Raw genomic sequence first — 18,909 nt, 5'->3', positions numbered from 1 at the left:
GTGGCGGGTGGCGCGGCCCGGTCAGTCCTGGCTGAAGGCGGCGTCGAAGGACTGGGTGGACGGTTCGAAGTCGAACTTCTTCAGCGCTGCCAGTGACTCCGGGGCACCCACCAGCCGGTCCATCCCCGCGTCCTCCCACTCCACCGAGATCGGCCCGTCGTATCCGATCGCGGTCAGCGCCCGGAACGCCTGCTCCCACGGCACGTCTCCCCGCCCGGCGGAGACGAAGTCCCAGCCGCGCCGCCCATCGCCCCAGGGCAGGTGCGAGGACAGGATCCCGGCCCGGCCGTTGCCCATCCGCATCTTGGTGTCCTTGCAGTCCACGTGGTAGATGCGATCAGCGAAGTCGTAGATGAAGTCGACGACGTCGATGCCCTGCCACATCATGTGCGAGGGGTCCCAGTTCAGCCCGAACGCCTCCCGGTGCCCGATCGCCTCCAGGGTCTTCACCGTGGAGTGGTAGTCATAGGCGATCTCGCTGGGGTGCACCTCGTGGGCGAACCGCACGCCCTCGGAGTCGAAGACGTCCAGGATCGGGTTCCATCGCTCGGCGAAGTCGGCGTAGCCCGCCTCGATCTTCTCGGCCGGTACCGGGGGGAACATCGCCACGTACTGCCAGATCGAGGATCCGGTGAAGCCCACCACGGTGTCCACTCCCAGCCGCCGAGCCAGGCGGGCGGTGTGCTTCATCTCCTCGGCCGCGCGCTGGCGCACCCCCTCGGGGTCGCCATCGCCCCACACCCTGGCACCCACGATGGCCTGGTGCCGGAAGTCGATCGGGTCATCACACACCGCCTGACCCTTGAGGTGGTTCGAGATCGTCCACAGTCTCAGCCCGTGCCGCTCCAGGATGCCCAACCGATCGGCGATGTAGTCGTCGTCGTCCCAGCGCCAGGCATCCAGGTGCTCCCCGGACACCGCGATCTCCAGGCCGTCATAGCCCCACCCGGCGGCGAGTTCGGCCACCTCCTCCAGGGTCAGGTCGGCCCACTGGCCGGTGAACAGGGTGAACGGGCGTGCCATGGTGACTCCTTCGTGGGTGGTGGGACAGGTCAGGATCGACGGGTCAGGCCGACCCCAGTGTGATGGTGGCCGAGGCGTTCCGGGCGGACTCCTGGGCGGCGGCCAACACCCGTTGGGTGGCCAGGCCGTCGGCGAACGACGGCGTGGGCGGGGTCCCCGAGTCCAGTGCGGAGAGGAAGTCGCGCACCTGGTGCACGAAGGTGTGCTGCCACCCGATCACGTGCCCCGGTGGCCACCACGCGGACAGGTAGGGGTGGTCCTCCTCGGTGATCAGGACGCGGGCGAACCCGTGCGAGGCGGCGTCGGTGCCGCGCAGCACCTGCAATTCGTTCAACCGCTCCAGGTCGAAACAGATCGCACCCTCGGTGCCGTAGATCTCCAGGGTGAGGGCGTTCTTGCGGCCCAGCGCCACCCGGGAGACCTCCACGCCGGCTACCGCCCGCTCGGCCACGGCCCCACCGGACAGGCCCAGGGTCAGCCAGGCGCCGTCGTCGACCGTCACGTCCTCGGGCCCGGCGGGCCCCGGGCGCTGCGGTACGAACGTCTGCAGCCGGGCCGACACGTCGGTGGCGGTGGAACCGGTCAGGAAGCCGACCAGGTCCACGGTGTGGCTGGCGATGTCGCCGAGGGCGCCCGATCCGGCGGTCTCGGCCCGCAGCCGCCAGGTCATCGGTGCCTGAGCGTCGGCCAGCCAGTCCTGCAGGTAGGCCCCGCGGATCTGGCGGACCTGTCCGATGACGCCCTGCGCGATCAGGTTCCGGGCATGCGCCAGCGCCGGCACCCGGCGGTAGTTGAACCCGACCATGGAGAACGCCCCGCGCCCGGTGGCCTCGGTCGCGGCCGCGGCCATCGCCTCGGCCTCGGTGAGGGTGTTGGCCAGGGGCTTTTCCACCATGACGTGCTTGCCCGCGGCCAGGGCGGCCAGGGCGATCTCGGCGTGCGTCTCCCCCGGTGTGCAGATGTCGACGATGTCGATGTCATCCCGGGCGATCACGTCACGCCAGTCGGTGGCGGACTCGGCCCACCCGTAGGTGGCGGCGGCCTCGGCCACCTGGCCGGCATCGCGTCCCACCAGCACCTGGCGCGAGGTCGCCGGGACGTCGAAGTGGGCGCTCACCTCTCGCCAGGCGGCCGAGTGGGCCTTGCCCATGAACGCGTAGCCGATGCAGGCCACGCCCAGGGGCCCGGTGCCTGGGCTGCCGGTGCTGCCTGGGCTGCCGGTGCCCGTGGCTGCGTCGCTCATGCTGCCCCCAGGGTCGGTCGGGCCGGATCGAAGCCGTCGTCCAGGACCGGCACGTCCGGTGCCCGGGAGCCTATCGAGACGAACGAGGTGGTGCGGGCCGAGGAGGTGATCGACGCCATCACCTCCAGCACGTGCAGGGCCAGATCGCCGCTGGCCCGATGGCCGGTGCCGCTGCGGATCGCCCGGGCCATCTCCAGCACGCCCAGGCCCCGTCCGTGCGCGGGGCCGGTGGAGTCGATGGCCTCCCACTCATCGGAGCCGGTGCGCCACAGCCGGATCTGCCCGTCGAACTGGTTCGGGTCCGGTAGCGCGATGGTGGCCTCGCTGCCGGCGATCTCGACGAACCCGGTGCGCGGGGCCGGGGAGTCGAAACTGAACACCGCCTGGGCGCTGGCGCCGGAGGCGAATCCGATGAGCGCGCCGGTATGGGTGTCGGCGGTGACCTCGAAGGTCTGCCCGGCATTGGGGCCGGACCCGATGACGCGCTCGGTGCGCGCGGTGGAGGCCAGTGCCGCCACGGTGGCCACCGAGCCGAAGATCTGGATCAGGGTGGTCAGATAGTAGGGCCCGATGTCGAACAAGGGGCCGGCGCCCTCCCCGAACAGGAACGCCGGGTTGGGGTGCCACAGGTCCGGGCCGGGGTTCTGCATCAACGCCAGCGCCGTGAGCGGGGTGCCGATGTCGCCACGCTCGATGATCCGGCGCGCGGTCTGCAGGCCGGTGCCCAGGACGGTGTCGGGTGCGCAGCCCACCCGGAGTCCGGCCGCGGCGGCCTGGTCCAGCAGTGACTTCCCGGCGTCCACGTCCAGGGCGAGCGGCTTCTCGTTCCACACGTGCTTGCCGGCGGCGATTGCGGCCTGGCCCACCGCCACGTGCGCAGCCGGGGTGGTCAGGTTCACCACGATCTCCACCTCGGGGTGGTTCAGGACCGCCTCGACGTCGCCGTGGGTGGGGATCGCGTGCTCCTCGGCCCTGTCCGCAGCGGCTCGGGCGTTCTGGTCGGCGATCGCGTGCACCTGCAGGTCGGGGAAGGAGGTCATGGTCCGCAGGTAGGCGCCGGAGATCACCCCGGCCCCGATCACCCCGACCCCCACCGGTCCCGAACCCTGCGCGGACAGTGCCGCCCCGGCTGCTCCGGCTGTCGCAGCGCTCACTTGGCGATCCCTTCCAGGTAGCGCAGGGACTGCTCCACGGCGGTGAACATGTCGCCGCGGTGGTCATCGAGTTCCACCACGCCCAGTTTCAGGTGCTCGGCCGCCGCCAGAATGTCCGGTACCGGCATCGAGCCCTCGCCCAGCGCCATCTGATCGGCGGCGTCACTGGTGATCGGGCCGTCCTTCAGGTGCAGGTACTGCACCCGCGATCCCAGGGTGCCGATCAGGGCTACCGGGTCCACCCCGGCAACTGCGGCCCAGTAGGTGTCGATCTCCAGGACCACCTCCGGGTCGAGTCGGTCGGCGAAGTACTCGATCGCGGTGCGGCCATCGATCTGCGCGAACTCCCACCAGTGGTTGTGGTAGCCGATCTTCAGACCGTGCTCGGCGGCGGCACTCGCGGCCTGGTTCAGGGCGGCGGCGATCGCCTCCACGCCTGCGGCGCTGGTCCACTCCGACTCCGGAGTGGCCGGCAGGATCACGGTGCCGATGCCCAGTTGTGTGGCGGCGGCGAAGATCCCGGCCTGGTTCTCCCCGAGCAGCGGCGCGTGCGTGGTGGGGGCGCTGAGCCCGTGCGTACGCAGCGCTGCTCCCAGTGCCTCGGTCTCGGGCACGATCCGGTACGGCTCCACCTGGGTGTACCCGAACTCGGCCACCCGCTTCAGGGTGCCGTCCAGGTCTTCGTCGAGGTGGTTGCGCAGGGTGTAGAGCTGGAGGGAGTGGGACACGGGGAGTGCTCCTAGGTCGATGCGGAGGGTCGCAACCACCCTATGGGCACTTATGTCTACCAACAAGCAAAAGTAGGCACGCGATGGTGCATCCGGCCGGTTCGGATCGCGCACTGCGCCCGGTGGCGGCAAGCGCGCCGTAAGGTGGCGGCCGGCGCGCACTAAGGTAGCGGTGCCGCCGCAATAGGCTGGCGCGAGGACTCCCTCACCGCCGGTTCCCGCACAGGAGGTGCCTGCCATGGCAGACCACGACGCCGCGCCCGCGCAGGACCCTGCGCCCGGGCGGAGCCCCCACCCGGGCAGGGCCGACGGCGACGGCGACCGCCCGCGGGGCGCGGATGCCGGGCGGGTGGTCGGGGACCGCCGGAGAGTGCGGCCCTACGACGCCGCCGGGGTGGCTCGGGCCGTGCGGGACCTGCTCCTCGCCGTCGGGGAGGACCCCGACCGCGAGGGCCTGCGGGAGACGCCCGAGCGGGTGGCCCGTTCCCTGGCCGAGTCCTTCTCGGGTCTGCACCAGGACCCTGCCGAGGTGGTGCAGACCTTCTTCGACATCGAGCACCAGGAGATGGTGCTGGTGCGCGACATCGAGGTGTACTCCATGTGCGAGCACCACCTGCTGCCCTTCCACGGGGTGGCGCACGTGGGCTACATCCCGGACGCCCACGGCCGGGTCACGGGGTTGAGCAAACTGGCCCGTCTGGTCGATGTCTATGCCAAACGCCCCCAGGTGCAGGAGCGACTGACCACCGAGGTCGCCGACGCGTTGGTGCACCTGCTGGGTGCCCGCGGGGTGATCGTGGTGGTCGAGGCCGAACACCTGTGCATGTCGATGCGTGGAGTGCGCAAGCCCGGTTCGCGGACCGTCACCTCCGCGGTGCGGGGCATGATGCGCCAGGGTCCCACCCGGGCCGAGGCGATGAGCCTGATCAACCGGCACTGAGCCTGATCAACCCGCACTGCGCCTGACGAACCGGGACCGGGTCTGGTCCACAGGCCGAGCCGGCGACTGTTCCCGTCGAAGATCCCGCCGCACCATCCTGCGCCGACAGTGCGCCCGGCGTCATACCCTGGAGTCGTGAGCACACGCACGCAGGTGATGGGCATCGTCAACGTCACCCCTGACTCCTTCAGTGACGGAGGCCAGTGGTTCGAACGTGACGTGGCGATCGCCCATGGTCGCCACCTGCTGGCCCAGGGCGCCGACATCCTGGACATCGGTGGGGAGTCCACCCGCCCGGGAGCCTCCCGGGTGGGTGTGCAAGAGGAACTGGACCGGGTGCTCCCGGTGATCGAGGGACTGCTCGGGCACGCTCCGGTGCTCAGTGTGGACACGATGCGCGCACAGGTTGCCAGCGTCGCCGTGCAGGCGGGCGCCGGCATCATCAATGACGTCTCCGGGGGCCGCGCCGATCCGGACATGGCCGCGGTCGCCGCTGAGAGCGACGCCCGGTTCATCCTGTCCCACTGGCGCGGACACTCCGACGTGATGGCCTCCTTGACGAAGTACGACGACGTGGTCGAGGACGTGCGGGCGGAACTGTCCGCCCAGGTCCAGGCGGTGGTCGATGCCGGGGTGTCCGAGGAGCGGATCATCATCGACCCCGGCTTGGGTTTTGCCAAGGACGCCGAGGCGAACTGGATCCTGCTGGCGAACCTGCACCGCTTGCAGGACCTCGGATTCCCGGTGCTGGTGGGGGCTTCGCGCAAACGCTTCATCGGGGAGTTGCTGGCCCGGCACGGCGCCGAGTCCCTGCCCACCTTCCGGGACCGTGCCAGCGCGGCGATATCTGCCCTGGTGGCCCGGTCCGGCGCCTGGGCGGTCCGGGTGCACGACGTGCCGATCTCGGTCGATGCGGTCCGCGTGGCACAGGAGTTCCGGACCGCGACCCGGGGTCTGGACCAGCAGGCCCTGGCGCTGACACCGGATGTCGCGCAGGGATAATCGGAACAGGACGGGCCACAATGGCGGCTATGACAGCGAACGCGCACCGACCCGAGGCGGATGTGATCCGGCTGGTCGGACTAGGTGGAGTGGGCCGGCACGGGGTCCTGCCGGAGGAGCGCCGGGACGGCCAGACCTTCCTGGTGGACCTGGACATCCACGTCGATACCTCAGACGCTGCGGCAGGTGACGACCTCGGTGCGACCGTGGACTACGCCGCGGTGGCAACCGAGGTGGTCGCTCTCATCGAGGGCGAACCGTTGAACCTGCTGGAGACCCTGGCCGCCCGGATCGCCGATGCGGTGCTGGCGCACGCGCGGGTGCTGGCGGTGGACGTCACCGTGCACAAGCCCGATGCGCCCCTGGGCCTGTTGTTCTCCGATGTGCAGGTGCGGATCAGCCGCGCGGCGGACCGTGCCGGCGGTTCGGCACCGAGCCGTGCCGAATCCGCGGCCGCGAGCGGGGCCGCGGCGGTGCCGGGCCCGGTGCTCGAGGCGTCTCCGTACACGCCCAACGAGGGAGTGCCGGCTCCCTCCCCGGCCGAGGCGGAGGAGGACGGCAGCGACGCGCTGGACCGCGAACCCGATGATGAGGTCGCGGTGGTCCTGGGCCTGGGCGGCAACGTCGGCGATGTACGGTCGACGCTGCGGGCGGTGGTCGACGATCTGCGCGGCGCACCCGGCCTGACGGTGCAGGAGGTCTCTCCGCTGGCACGTACTGCCGCGGTGACCGCCGCCGATGCGGTCGCCCAGCCGGACTACCTCAACGCCGTCGTGCTGGCCACGACCACCATGTCACCGAACGGGCTGCTGGAACTGGCTCAGTCGCTGGAGGACAGTTACGGTCGCGTCCGCACCCACCGTTGGGGTCAGCGCACCGTGGATATCGACATTATCGATTATCAGGGTGTGTCCTCCACCGCCGAACACCTGCAATTGCCGCACCCGCGTGCGAACGAGCGGGCCTTCGTGCTGGTGCCCTGGGCGCAGGCCGATGCCGATGCGTTCCTTCCCGGCCTCGGTGGCGGGCCGGTGGCGATGCTGGCCGAAACCGCTCCGGACCGCGGTGGGGTGCGATGGCTCGCGCTGGACTGGCTCGAACGTACCGGGAGCGGCACCGATTCGGCCAGCTTCGTGATCTCGGAGAGTGCCGCCCCCGCACCGGTGGGCCGCGAGGTGGGTGGCTCGGAGCAGGGTGGCTCGGAGCAGGGTGTCCCCGCGCGGGGTGAGGAGGCACCGCCGAGTGTGCCTCCACAACAGGACGACGACGCGCCGGCGCCGCAGGAGTCCGAACCCGGGCAGCAGGCCGAGCAGGCAGCGCCCTCGGTGGTGCCCCCGGAGGCGCCCGGGGTGTGGCAGGCTCCCGCTGCCGCCGAGTCCGGTGCGCTCCCGGTGGCTCCCGATGGCTCCGAGGTCTCCGTGGCCGGGCAACCGGACGAGGCGCCCGACGGGGCCGACGACCTCGACCCGGCGCCGACGGCCGATCCGGCCCCGGCTGATCCCGCGCAGCCCGATGCCGGCCAGCCAGCCGGTGTCGCGTCGGTCGCGGAGTCCGGCGGCGCCCGGCCCGGGGGTGAGGTTTCGCCGGCACGTGAGTCCGGCGTCGAGGGGGAGCCCGCAGGAGTGCCGGACCCCGAGCCCCAGGTTTGGGCGCAGGCTTCCGGCGAGCAGTCCTCGTCGCCCAATGTCGGCCAGGAGGAGGTCGAGCCGGCCTCGGTCCCGACGCCGGATCGCGTCCCGTCCGAATCAGCCGAGCCGGGGCCGGCCGAACCCGAGCCAGAGCCCGAGCCGGCTGAGCCCGAGTCCGAGCCCGAGGCGACCGATCCCGCGCAAGAGCCTGCGGCGACCGCACCGGAGCCGGAGCCCGAGCCGGCTGAGCCCGAGCCCGAGCCGGCCGAGCCAGAGCCCGAGCCGGCCGAGCCAGAGCCCGAGCCGGCTGAGCCCGAGCCCGCGCAGGCCGAGACGCAACCTGCTGAGCCAGATCCCGCCGAGCCCGCACCGGCGGCTGCGGACACACCTGCACCGTGGCCCCCGCGCGGCACCGAGACGCCCTCCCCCGAGCAGACCCCCAAGCCGTTCGCGCCGCGCTGGCAGCCCGTCCAGCGCCGTGACGAGGAGTCCTGACCACATCGATGCAGCGCCTTCGATGGCAGACCCTGGTCACCGTCTTCGTGGTGGCGGCGGCCCTGAGCATGATGGTTCTGCGGTGGTGGACCTCGCGCGGGAACAATCCCGTCCCGGTCGTGCTGCTGCAGGTGCTCCTGGTGCTGGTGCTGGCGGCCGTGGTGCTCCTGCTCGGCCTGCGGATCCGCCGGCACGTCCGTGCGGGCGAGCCGCTGGACCCGACCGACGCGGTCCGTACATTGGTGTTGGGCCAGGCCGCGGCGATCACCGGAGCCGCCCACCTGGGCTACTTCACCGGCCAACTGGTTCTGGCGCTACCGCGGCTGCAGGCCCCGGAGCCGCGCGCGCAGGCCTTGCTGGCGGGAAGCGCGATGATCGCCTCGGGCGTCATGATCGCGGCCGGGCTGATCGCCGAGTGGTGTTGCCGCGTGCCGCCCGACGATGACCCCGACGAGCCGAGACCACCGGGCCCGGTGGAGCCACATTTGTCCTGAGGCGATGATCCGACACAATGGCCACCATGAGCATTGAGTCGACCCCGGCGTTCGACGTCGCCGGCGTGGAGTGGCACCGGGTCTCACCCCGCCTGATCCCGGTGCGCATGATCAGCGCCGCGGTGTTCCTGGGCCTGCCGACCGTGGCTTCGGTCGGGCCCGCCTGGTACGTCGGCGGCTGGATGTGGCTGGTCCCGGCAGTCCTGGCTCTGCTCACCGTGTGGGTGCTCTGGCTCATTCCCCGCCAGGTCAAGGCGATCGGGTACGCCGAGCAGGAGGAGGACCTGTTGATCCGCAAGGGCGTGATGTTCAAGACCCTGACGATGGTGCCCTACGGCCGGATGCAGTACGTGGACGTCAGCGCCGGCCCGATCGCACGGCGGATGAAGATCGCCCAGGTCCAGTTGCACACCGCCTCCGCGGGCACCGACGCCTCGATCCCCGGGCTGCCGCAGGATGAGGCCGGGCGCTTGCGTGACCAGCTCAGCGCTCGCGGTGAGGCGAGGTTGGCCGGCCTGTGAGCACCTCGCCTCCCCCTCCGGGCGGGCACAACCCGTTCGCGCCACCGCCGCGCCGGCGACGCAGTTCCGAGGACGATCAGCCGGCCGGCCAGGCTGCGGACGGCCCGTATGGGCCCCAGGTGCCGCAGGGTCAGCCGCCGCCCCGGGGCCCCCAGGGTGCGTCGCCGCAGGCACCCTATGGTCCACCTTCGCCGGCGCCCCCGGGTGCGCCCCCCTCGCAGGCCGGTCCGAAGTCACCGCCCCCCGCGCCACCGGCAGTACCGCCGGCGCCTGGCCGGTACGGCCCTCCACCGGGCCTGGCCGGACCGCAGGCTTCCTTCCCCGGCGAACCTGCTCAGCCCGGACCTGCCGACCCGGGACCGACCGGACCCCAGGCTTCCTACCCCGGCCAACCCGCTCAGCCCGGGCCCGCCGACCCGGGACCGGCGGCAACGGAACAGCGTGCCGGGGAGGGACCCGGCACCGGATCGCGCCTACCCGGTCAGCCGGTCGCCCCGCCCCCCGACGCCGGGCGGGCCCAGGCTGACGGCACCGATGCCGAATGGCGCCGGTTGCACCGCATCACCCCACTGTTGAACGCGTGGAAGGTCGGTGTGGTGATCTTCGCGATCGCCGTGTACAACTCCCAGGAGTTCATGTCCGACCTTCGTGAACGCTTCGCGGCGGCGGCGATCCTCGGCGCCCTGGTGGCCCTGCTGGTGGTCGGTTTCGTGCTCGGCTTGGGTCTGGGGTACCTGGCCTGGCGCCGCACCCAGTACGGGGTGAGCAGGGAGAGTCTCTTCCTGCACAAGGGCGTACTCTTCCGTCAGCAGCGGCACGTGCGCCTGGACCGGGTCCAGGCCGTGGAGGTCACCCAGCCGCTGCTGGCCCGCCTCTTCGGGTTCGCCTCGGTCAAGGTCGAATCAGCCGGTGGTGCCGGTTCCAACCTGATGATCGCGTTCCTGAGCGAACCCGATGCGCAGAATCTGCGCAACGAACTCCTGGCACGCTCCGCCGGCGTGAAACTGGGCAGCTCCGGCAGTGCCGATGCCACCGGTTCCGCGGGCGCGCACGGGTCACCGGTCGCCCCTGCGGCACCGGAGCGGGAGATCGCCGAGATCACCCCGGGGCGCCTGATCGGCTCGTTGGCCCTCAGTTTCTCGATCGCTCTGATCGTGCTCGCGATCCTCGGCCTGGTGGCCGCCTCCATCGCCGTGGGCAACGCCAGCATCGTCCTCGGTGCACTGGCCCCGATGCTGGGTGCGGCGACCTACTTCTGGGGCCGCTTCGCCGGGGAGTTCAACTTCCGGGCAGCGGTGTCACCCGACGGGATCCGGCTGCGGCACGGGCTGCTGGAGACCAAGTCCCGCACGGTGCCGCCGGGCCGGGTGCAGGCGGTGCGGATCTCCCAGCCCCCGCTGTGGCGGATCAAGGACTGGTGGCGGATGCAGGTCAACATCGCCGGCTACGGCGCGGAGGAAGTGACCGGCACCGTGCTGTACCCGGCGGCCACCCGTGCCGAGGTCGCCTACATGCTCTCCCTGGTGCTGCCCGACCTGGGCGATGAGCGTCCCCTGCCCGTTCTGCACGCCGGAATGGACGGGATCGGTGACGTCGAGGGGTTCACCACCAGTCCGCGGCGTGCCCGGTGGGTGGATCCACTGACCTGGCGCCGAACCGGCTTCCGCGTCACCGGGACCGCGATCCTGATGCGGACCGGCCGTTGGTGGCGCTACCTCAGCGTGGTGCCACATGAACGCACGCAGTCCATCGGCCTGACCCAGGGGCCGATCGAGCGGAAGATGGGCCTGGCCACCTTCGTGGTGCACTCCACCCCGGGGCCGGTCACCCCCCAGGTCCACCATCTGGACCTGCAGGTGGCCCGGGAACTTCTGGTCAACCAGGCCGAGCGGTCCCGCCGCGCGCGCCGCGAGGCCGGGCCCGAGCGGTGGATGAGTACGCCGGGAACTGCTGCGGCACAGGCACCGGCACCGGCTCCGGCGGAGGTGAACCGGGGGGCGTACGCCGGCGTGCTGCCCAGCAGGCCCCGCCCACCCTCGGTGCCGCACGATGAGCCGGCCGGAGCCCAGCCCCCGCCGCCGGCGCCGGCCCAGCCGTGGACGGCAGCCCAACCGAGGGCGGCAGCCCCGCCACCCTCGGCGCCGCCGGGGCCACCGGGGCCGATCCCCCCGGCAATGGGACAGCCACCCTCGCAGCAGACTCCACCCGGGCTGGCTCCCACCCGACCCGACGCACGTGGGGACCACCCGGCGTGAACGATCGGCCGGGCCGGCTCGGCGTCGGAGTCGTCGGCGCCGGTCGAGTGGGGGCAGTCCTGGGCAGCGCGCTCCGGGCGGCCGGGCACGCCGTGGTGGGGCTGAGCGCCTCCTCCACCGCCAGCCGCGACCGGGCCGAGGCGATGCTGCCGGGCGTGCCCGTGCTGGGCGTGGAGGAGGTGGTCGAGCGCAGCGAACTGGTGCTGCTGACGGTGCCCGATGATGTGCTCGCCGACCTGGTCTCCGGCCTGGCCACCCTGGAGCGGTTCGTGCCCGGTCAACTCCTCGTGCACACCGCCGGGCGCTACGGCACAGACGTGCTGGCCCCGGCGATGCAGCGCGGCGCGATCCCGCTGGCAATCCACCCGGCGATGACCTTCACCGGCACCTCCATGGACCTGAGCCGCCTGGTGGGCGCCCCGTTCGCGGTGACCGCCCCCGGGCCGGTACTGCCGATCGCGCAGGCTCTGGTGGTGGAGATGGGCGGTGAACCGGTGGCGCTGCCCGAGACCTCCCGTGCCTTGTACCACGCGGCGCTGGCGCACGGGGCGAACCATCTGGTCACCCTGACCGCGCAAGCCATCCGGGTGCTCGGAGCAGCCGGGATCGAGGACGGCGGAGCGATGCTGCGTCCCCTGCTCTCCGCGGCCCTGGATGGCGCGCTGCGGGCCGGGGACGGCGCCCTGACCGGCCCGGTGGCGCGTGGTGATGGCGGCACCGTCGCTGAGCACCTGGAGACCCTGGCCCGCCTGGATGCCGAGGGCACCTCGGCCGACGTGCTGCCCACCTACCGCACCCTGGCCCGCGCGACCACCCAACGCGCTCTTGCGGCCGGCCGGATCCGCACCGACCAGGCCCAGGCCCTCATGGACGTCCTGGCCGGCACCAGCCCGAATGCGGCAGGCCCGGGTGAGCCCGCCCCGGGGCCGACGACGACGGCCCGGGCGGCTGCGTCGTCGTCCGGTCCGCTGCTGGTGCACTCGGTGACGGACCTGCGCACCCACCTGGACGCCCTGGGACCGGATGCGCGCCGGGCGGCGGTGTTCACCATGGGTGCCCTGCACGCCGGACACCTGTCCCTGATCCGCACCGCACGTGATCTGGCCGATCACGTCACCGTCACCATCTTCATCAACCCGCTGCAGTTCGACCGAGCCGAGGATCTGGCGACGTACCCGAGCACCCTGGACGCGGACCTGGAGCGACTGCGCGAGCTGGGCGGGGTGGACCTGGTGTTCGCTCCGGCCGTGGAGGAGATGTATCCCGGCGGCGTGCCGCAGGTGCGGGTGCAGGCCGGAGAGATGGGCGAGCGCCTCGAGGGCGCCTCCCGGCCCGGGCACTTCGACGGCATGCTCACCGTGGTGCACAAACTGATGTCGCTGACCCGCGCCGACGTCACGGTGTTCGGGCGCAAGGACGCCCAGCAACTGGCCCTGGTGCGCCAGATGGTCCGCGACCTGGACCTGGACGTGCAGGTGGTGGCCGGCGACACCGTGCGCGAGAACGACGGGCTGGCGTTGTCCAGCCGCAACGTCAACCTCAGCCCGGCCGAGCGGGCCGAGGCGCTCCGCCTGTCCGGCGCCCTGCGGGCCGCGCACCGTGCCGCCGAGCAGGGCGCTCCGGCCGGGGAGGTGCTCAGCGCCGCTGAGCAGGTGCTGGCGGAGGCGGCCCCGGACGTGGTGGACCTGGACTACCTGGAACTGGTGGACCCGGTCACGATGCGTCCGCACCGGAGGGGAGCCGGGGCCGCACTGCTGGTGGTCGCGGCCAGGGTGGGCCGTACCCGGTTGATCGACAACACCGAGATCGTCCTGCGGCCGCGGTCCTGAACCACACGGCTCGGGCCGGAGCGCCCGCGGGCCCATCCGAGGCTGATGGGACCGGGGCGGAGGTCAGCTCGCCGTCTCGAGGATCTCGCCCAGGATCATCGAGTCGGCGAAGGGCAGATGAGTCCCGGGCCTGGTGAACTCCAGGACCACCACCTCATTGGTGCCTTCGCGCCACAACGGTGCCGGGGCGTACAAGGACTGCTGCGGCCCGGCCGCGCTCCAGTACCGACCCAGGTTGAACCCGTTGAGGAACACGTAGCCATGGCCCCAGCCGGACATGTCCAGATGGGCGTCGCAGCCCGGGGTGTCCACCTCGACCGGCACGCGGTGGAACGCCGGCTGCGCTTCTGTCGCGGGGCTTGAGGCGGTGGCGGATGAACCGTCGGCGGACGCATCGGTCCAGTCCAGGTCGGGCAGTTCGGTCAGGTCCAGGGCACTGTGGTCCCAGCCGAACAGGTGCTGGAAGTCCACCAGGACCGGCCCCAGACCCTTGGCGTCGGGTAGGAATCGTCCGAAGTTCACCCGGCCCAGGGAGTGCACGAGCACCTCCAGGCTCCGCTGCCGGGGCGCTGTGTGGGCGGCCGGCTCGGATTCCGCCGCGGACCCGGTACCGCTCTGGGAACCGGCTCCGGCCACAGCACCGGTTCCGGTCGCAGAGCCGGCCCCGCTCTCGATCCCGGGCGAGTCGCCCTCCGCCGGGGCGGCAGCCAGGGCGAAGGGTGCGGCCTGGTAGGCCGGGTCGGGGGCGGCCAGGCCCGCCCGGCGCAGCCGGGCCACGTGCTCGCCGTCGATCGACACCGCGGCCAGGTCCGCGAGCTCGGGCACGTGCAGGTACTCGGCCGAGTTCGGCCATGCCGCGGTGGTGCGGTACCGCACCACCCCGTGGTGCAGTCCCAGTTCCTCCATCGATGCCGGCGTGGCGCGGTGCGTCAGGGGTTGGGCATCCAGTACCCCCTCCAGCGGAAGGCGCTGGGAGACGGCCGCCGGTGGGGGCACCATGACCGGAATCGTCGGTGGCGCCGGTGGCGGTGCGATACCGGTGTGCGCGGTGATGACGTCCCGGAAGGCGGCGAACTTCTCGGTGAGGGAGCCGTCCTCAGCGATCGGGGCGTCGTAGTCGTAGCTGGTGATCGTGGGGGAGTAGTCCGGCCCGCTCTCATCGGGGTAGGAGTTCGCTCCGGCCCACACCCCGAAGGAGGTGCCGCCGTGGGCCATGTAGAAGTTCACCGAGGCCCCGGCGGTGAGCATCGCGCGCAACTCGGCCGCAGCGTGAGCGGCGTCGCGCACGTGGTGGGGCGCGCCCCAGTGGTCGAACCAGCCGTTCCAGAACTCCATGCACATGTTCGCGCTACCGGGCCGGAACTGCTGTAGGGCGGCGAAGGCCTGTGCCTGCCGCGACCCGAAGTTGACCGTCGGCCAACAGTCCGCCAGCGTGCCGCCGGCCAGGTGCAGGGCGCTGGGGCCATCGGAGGTGAACAGCAGCACGTCGATGCCGCGACGGGCGAGTCCGTCGCGCAGGTGCTGCAGGTAGGTCCCGTCGTTGCCGTAACTGCCGTACTCGTTCTCCACCTGCACCCCGACCACCCGGCCGCCACGGGAGACCTGCCGGGTGGCCACCACCGGTATCAGCGCGTCGAACCAGGCATCCACCGCGGCCAGGAACCCCGGGTGCGCGGTGCGCAGATTGGCCCGGGTGGCCGCGTCGGTGAGCAGCCAGGACGGCAGCCCGCCCATGTCCCACTCGGCGCAGATGTAGGGCCCGGGGCGTACCAGGATGTCGAGATCGGCGTCCGCGGCGAGATCCAGGAAGCGGCCCAGGTCCCGGTTGCCGGAGAAGTCCGCCTCAGCACCGGCGCGGGGCTGGTGGAAGTTCCACGGCACGTAGGTCTCCACCGTGTTGCAGCCCATCGCCGCGATCCGGGCCAATCGATCCGCCCACAGGGCAGCCGGCACTCGTGCGTAGTGCAGGGCGCCGGAGATGATCTGGTGCGGTGCGCCGTCCCGGGTCAGATGACCTCCGCCGTCGGCACGGATCTCGCTGAGCATGGTCCTCCCTGGACGCGACTGAGACGATATCCGGCGAGCCTACCGGCCGGTGCCCGGCGTCCTTCCCGCCAGGGCGGCCATGCCGCTGCCCGGCCCCCGGGAGTGGCCCTGCCTATGCCCGGGGCGTGCGCGCCTCGTGCCGCTGGCCGCGCGCCTGTGCCCGGGGGCGTGCCGACTGTGCCCCCGTACCAGCCCTGCCTCTGCCGCCCGGCGGCCGGGGGTGATCCGGCCCCGCAGCGACTAGGATCGACGGTGTGAATGAGAGCGTCAGTCCTGTCCGGGCCCGCGATTCGGCCACCCCCGACCAGACCACCGGTGCGGCTGCCGGCGAGGCCGACCTGCCCGAACAGATGCAGGTGCGTCGGGCCAAGCGGGAGCAACTGCTGGCCGACGGCGTCGAGCCCTACCCGGTGACCTTGCCGGTCACCACCACCATCGCCCGGATCCGCGCCGCCTACGAGCACCTGGAGGCCGGGGAGGAGACCGACGACGAGGTGGGCGTTGCCGGTCGCGTGATGTACCTGCGCAACACCGGCCGGCTGTGCTTCGCCCAACTGCAGGACGGGCAGGGCCGGCGACTGCAGGTGATGCTCTCCGAGGGAGCGGTCGGCAAGGCGGCCCTGGAGGAGTTCAAGGCACGGGTGGATCTGGGGGACCACCTGTTCGCCAGCGGCCGGGTGATCGCCTCCCGGCGAGGCGAGCTCTCCGTTTTCGCCGACTCCTACCAGATCGCCAGCAAGGCGTTGCGCCCGCTGCCCACCCTGCACAAGGACTCCTCCGAGGAGGCCCGGGTACGCCGGCGGTACGTGGATCTGATCACCCGCCCGGCAGCCCGGGACATGGTGCGACAGCGCGCCCGGGTGGTGCGCTCGCTGCGCGATGAGTTCCACCAGCGTGGCTACCTGGAGATCGAGACCCCGATGCTGCAGACCCAGCACGGTGGAGCAACCGCACGACCCTTCATGACGCATATGAATGCGTTCGATATCGATCTGTACCTGCGAATCGCCCCGGAACTGTTCCTCAAGCGCGCCGTGGTGGGTGGAATCGAGAAAGTCTTCGAGATCAATCGCAACTTCCGCAATGAAGGGGCCGATTCTTCCCACTCCCCGGAATTCTCGATGCTGGAGGCCTATGAGTCCTACGGCGACTACAACACGATGGCGGACCTTACCCGGCGGCTGGTGCAACGGGCCGCGAAGGAAACCTTCGATAGCACGCTGGTCACTCTGGCCGACGGTACCGAGTACGAACTCGGTGGGGAATGGGACAGCATTGAGTTGTATCCATCGTTGGCTGCCGCAGCCGGAGTGGAAATCACCCCGCAAACCCCATTGGCGGAGTTATTGAGGATCGCCGGTGCTGCCGGGCTGGAACTGGACGAGAGCCACATCACTCCCGGTAAGGCTGCAGAGGAACTCTGGGAGCATTTCGTCGGCGATGACCTTTACGCGCCCACGTTCGTGCGGGATTTCCCAGTGGACACCTCGCCGCTGACCCGTGCGCACCGGGAGATCCCAGGTGTGGTGGAGAAGTGGGACCTGTACGTGCGCGGGGTGGAACTGGCCACCGCCTACTCGGAACTGGTCGACCCGGTGATCCAGCGGGAGCGGCTGGAAGCGCAGGCAGAACTGGCAGCGCGCGGCGATGCCGAGGCGATGCCCCTGGATGAGGAGTTCCTGGAGGCGATGGAACACGGAATGCCACCCGCAGGTGGAATGGGCATGGGAATCGACCGTCTCCTGATGGCCCTGACCGGCCGCGGTATGCGCGAAACTATTACATTTCCGTTGGTGAAGCCGCGATGACCGACTGGTGGCTCGTCTCGGCGGCGATCGTTCCCTCGATCGTATTGGCGGTGTTGTTCATCGTCGTGTTGCGTGCCATCGTCAGCAGCGACCGAAGAGAGCGTGAAGCAATCGAGCGTGGCGATGAGGCCGGTCATGATCATGTGAGTCGAATCCCCATCGATATCGAGCGTGAGGACAAGTCCTAGAGAACTGGTATCTTGTGACATCAGCACCACAGGAGTGTCACGCTTGAGCCCGGCACATTCAATTCGTATCGGTGCAGTACCAGAATAGATTGGAAAGCCCATGGCCCAGAAGGTCAAAGTCCTCCTGATCGACGATATCGACGGCACCGACGCAGCAGAAACCATCAGTTTCGGACTGGACGGTGTTCAGTACGAGATCGACCTCAATGAAACCAACGCCGCCAGGTTGCGGGATGATCTGGCCGCCTGGGTCGGTCACGCCCGTCGATCGGGTGGGCGCCGGAAGACCGGTCGTTCCGGGTCGTCCCGCAGCAGTGATGCCTCCAAGATCCGGGACTGGGCCCGGGAGAACGGATTCGAGGTCTCCGACCGTGGCCGCGTTCCGGCCGAGGTGAAGGAAGCGTACGAGCGGGCCCACTGAACCCCGCACCGACACCGGGCGGGTAGCGCCCACCAGCCATGGCATTCACGTTAACGTGGGTGCCATGACTGTTTACCGGCAAATCTGGGTAGGCACGGACGCCAACGAGGGTCCCGACCCTGAGGGCATCTGGCGGATCCAGCGACCCGGCCCGGCGGGGGATTGGGATGGCGTCGATGTGGTGCGCACGATCGCTGCGTCCCGTGCCACCTACCTCACCCTGCACCCGTCCGCGGACCGCCTCTACGCCGTCTCGGAGCAGGACGGCGGCCGGGTCATCTCCTACGCGTTCGGGGCGGACTGCACGTTGGGCCAGGTCCGGTCGGTGGCCACCGGCGGGTCGGGCCCGTGCCACCTGCGCGTCCATCCACAAGGACGCTGGTTGTACGTGGCCAACTACGGCGACGGGGTGCTCTCCGCGGTGGAGTTGACCGAGGCAGGAGACGTCTCCGACCACGTGCTCACCTTCGGCCACGCCGGGACCGGGCCGAACCCGGACCGTCAGGAGGGCCCGCATGCGCACTCGACCCGGATCTCCCCGGGCGGGGGCTACCTCCTGGTAGCGGACCTGGGTACCGATGAGATCCGCGCCTACCCCCTCGAGAGCGGTCGGCCCGATCCTGATCCGGTGATCACCTCGCTCCCGGCGGGCAGCGGACCGCGACACGTCGCCGGATCGGGGAGATACCTCTACATCAGCGGCGAACTGTCCGGTGAGGTCCTGGTCCTGGAGTGGGACGAGAACACCGGCCGGGGTGAGGTTGTCCAACAAGTCCGGGCCGCGACGCTTCCGGGCCGCTCCGAGGACGCCTATTATCTCTCCCACATCCTGTTCTCCAGCGGCGTGGTGCTGGTGGCTTCGCGCGGTTCCGACTCGGTCTCCACCTTCACCGTGCATGACGACGGGGCCCGGCTGGAACTCGCGGGTGAAGTGCACACCGGGGCGTGGCCCCGGCACATGGCGCTGAGCGGGCCGAACCTGCTGGTGGCCGGCGAACGCGAGGATCGGGTGCTGATCCACCCGTTCACCCCTCGGGGCGACCCCGAGGGCCGGTACCAGGGTGCGGTCGGGCCGGTGCAGCACGAGATCGAGATCCCGCGCCCGATGTTCATCCTGCCCATGTGACGCCGGTC

16 protein-coding genes and 1 pseudogene are annotated in these 18,909 nt (G+C 70.9%); 12 read left to right on the top strand and 5 right to left on the bottom strand.

The genetic code is table 11. The features are described 5' to 3' along the window. Positions 1-21: 21 nt before the first annotated feature. From ACO0LV_RS04670 to ACO0LV_RS04655, 4 genes are read right to left on the bottom strand one after another with little or no spacing between them, the layout of a single operon-like run. Complete coding sequence (locus ACO0LV_RS04670; RefSeq protein ID WP_424786711.1) at positions 22-1,023, bottom strand: sugar phosphate isomerase/epimerase family protein; 1,002 nt, start codon at positions 1,021-1,023, stop codon at positions 22-24. Positions 1,024-1,066: 43 nt separating this feature from the next. Continuing rightward, complete coding sequence (locus tag ACO0LV_RS04665) at positions 1,067-2,266, bottom strand: Gfo/Idh/MocA family protein (protein ID WP_424786710.1); 1,200 nt, start codon at positions 2,264-2,266, stop codon at positions 1,067-1,069. Beyond that, entirely contained in the window at positions 2,263-3,420 is a 1,158-nt protein-coding gene (locus tag ACO0LV_RS04660) for a Gfo/Idh/MocA family protein (protein ID WP_424786709.1), read from the bottom strand. The genes ACO0LV_RS04665 and ACO0LV_RS04660 overlap by 4 nt, the downstream gene beginning before the upstream one ends. Beyond that, complete coding sequence (locus ACO0LV_RS04655; protein ID WP_424786708.1) at positions 3,417-4,148, bottom strand: sugar phosphate isomerase/epimerase family protein; 732 nt, start codon at positions 4,146-4,148, stop codon at positions 3,417-3,419. Before ACO0LV_RS04655 ends, ACO0LV_RS04660 begins: the two co-directional genes overlap by 4 nt. Positions 4,149-4,386: 238 nt before the next feature. Here ACO0LV_RS04655 and folE point away from each other — a divergent pair, with 238 nt between their 5' ends. From folE to panC, 8 genes and pseudogenes are all read left to right on the top strand, one after another. Continuing rightward, positions 4,387-5,088 carry a GTP cyclohydrolase I FolE gene (gene folE, locus ACO0LV_RS04650; RefSeq protein WP_424786707.1) on the top strand — a complete coding sequence of 234 codons (702 nt, stop codon included), beginning with the start codon at positions 4,387-4,389 and terminating at the stop codon, positions 5,086-5,088. A gap of 135 nt (positions 5,089-5,223) precedes the next feature. Continuing rightward, positions 5,224-6,090 (top strand): dihydropteroate synthase, encoded by an 867-nt coding sequence (gene folP / locus ACO0LV_RS04645; RefSeq protein WP_424786706.1) that lies wholly within the window; start codon positions 5,224-5,226, stop codon positions 6,088-6,090. A 29-nt stretch (positions 6,091-6,119) separates the two neighbouring features. After that, positions 6,120-8,213 (top strand): 2-amino-4-hydroxy-6-hydroxymethyldihydropteridine diphosphokinase, encoded by a 2,094-nt coding sequence (folK, locus tag ACO0LV_RS04640; RefSeq protein ID WP_424786705.1) that lies wholly within the window; start codon positions 6,120-6,122, stop codon positions 8,211-8,213. An 8-nt stretch (positions 8,214-8,221) separates the two neighbouring features. Further along, positions 8,222-8,707, top strand: coding sequence for a DUF3180 domain-containing protein (locus ACO0LV_RS04635; RefSeq protein ID WP_424786704.1), 486 nt, complete (start codon positions 8,222-8,224; stop codon positions 8,705-8,707). 26 nt (positions 8,708-8,733) lie between these two features. After that, complete coding sequence (locus ACO0LV_RS04630; protein WP_424786703.1) at positions 8,734-9,228, top strand: PH domain-containing protein; 495 nt, start codon at positions 8,734-8,736, stop codon at positions 9,226-9,228. Positions 9,229-9,800: 572 nt separating this feature from the next. Further along, positions 9,801-11,483, top strand: coding sequence for a PH domain-containing protein (locus ACO0LV_RS04625; protein ID WP_424786702.1), 1,683 nt, complete (start codon positions 9,801-9,803; stop codon positions 11,481-11,483). Beyond that, positions 11,480-12,370, top strand: a pseudogene (locus ACO0LV_RS04620) (Rossmann-like and DUF2520 domain-containing protein); the annotation flags it as partial. The gene ACO0LV_RS04625 and the pseudogene ACO0LV_RS04620, both read left to right, overlap by 4 nt. Continuing rightward, the gene (gene panC / locus ACO0LV_RS04615) at positions 12,350-13,312 is read left to right on the top strand and encodes a pantoate--beta-alanine ligase (RefSeq protein WP_424786991.1); all 963 of its coding nucleotides are present in this window, start codon (positions 12,350-12,352) and stop codon (positions 13,310-13,312) included. The pseudogene ACO0LV_RS04620 and the gene panC, both read left to right, overlap by 21 nt. 63 nt (positions 13,313-13,375) lie before the next feature. Here the strand turns inward: panC and ACO0LV_RS04610 are convergent, their stop codons facing one another. Beyond that, positions 13,376-15,358: a beta-galactosidase gene (locus ACO0LV_RS04610; protein ID WP_424786701.1), complete on the bottom strand. Its 1,983-nt coding sequence runs from the start codon at positions 15,356-15,358 to the stop codon at positions 13,376-13,378. Between the two features lie 350 nt (positions 15,359-15,708). Here ACO0LV_RS04610 and lysS point away from each other — a divergent pair, with 350 nt between their 5' ends. The 4 genes from lysS to ACO0LV_RS04590 all read left to right on the top strand — a co-directional run bounded on the left by lysS (position 15,709) and on the right by ACO0LV_RS04590 (position 18,901). After that, on the top strand, positions 15,709-17,166 hold the full coding sequence (lysS, locus tag ACO0LV_RS04605) for a lysine--tRNA ligase (RefSeq protein ID WP_424786990.1): 1,458 nt from the start codon (positions 15,709-15,711) through the stop codon (positions 17,164-17,166). Next, positions 17,163-17,354, top strand: a complete 192-nt coding sequence (locus ACO0LV_RS04600) for a hypothetical protein (protein ID WP_424786700.1) — start codon at positions 17,163-17,165, stop codon at positions 17,352-17,354. The genes lysS and ACO0LV_RS04600 overlap by 4 nt, the downstream gene beginning before the upstream one ends. Positions 17,355-17,454: 100 nt before the next feature. Further along, positions 17,455-17,775, top strand: coding sequence for a histone-like nucleoid-structuring protein Lsr2 (locus ACO0LV_RS04595; RefSeq protein WP_424786699.1), 321 nt, complete (start codon positions 17,455-17,457; stop codon positions 17,773-17,775). A gap of 64 nt (positions 17,776-17,839) precedes the next feature. Continuing rightward, on the top strand, positions 17,840-18,901 hold the full coding sequence (locus ACO0LV_RS04590) for a lactonase family protein (RefSeq protein WP_424786698.1): 1,062 nt from the start codon (positions 17,840-17,842) through the stop codon (positions 18,899-18,901). Positions 18,902-18,909: the final 8 nt, after the last annotated feature.

It is taken from the genome of Pseudactinotalea sp. Z1739 (assembly GCF_049725055.1).
In the GTDB taxonomy this organism is placed as follows: Bacteria; Actinomycetota; Actinomycetes; order Actinomycetales; family Beutenbergiaceae; genus CALKWS01.
Note: the sequence above shows the minus strand (reverse complement) of the source record. Positions and strands in the feature narration are given on the sequence as shown.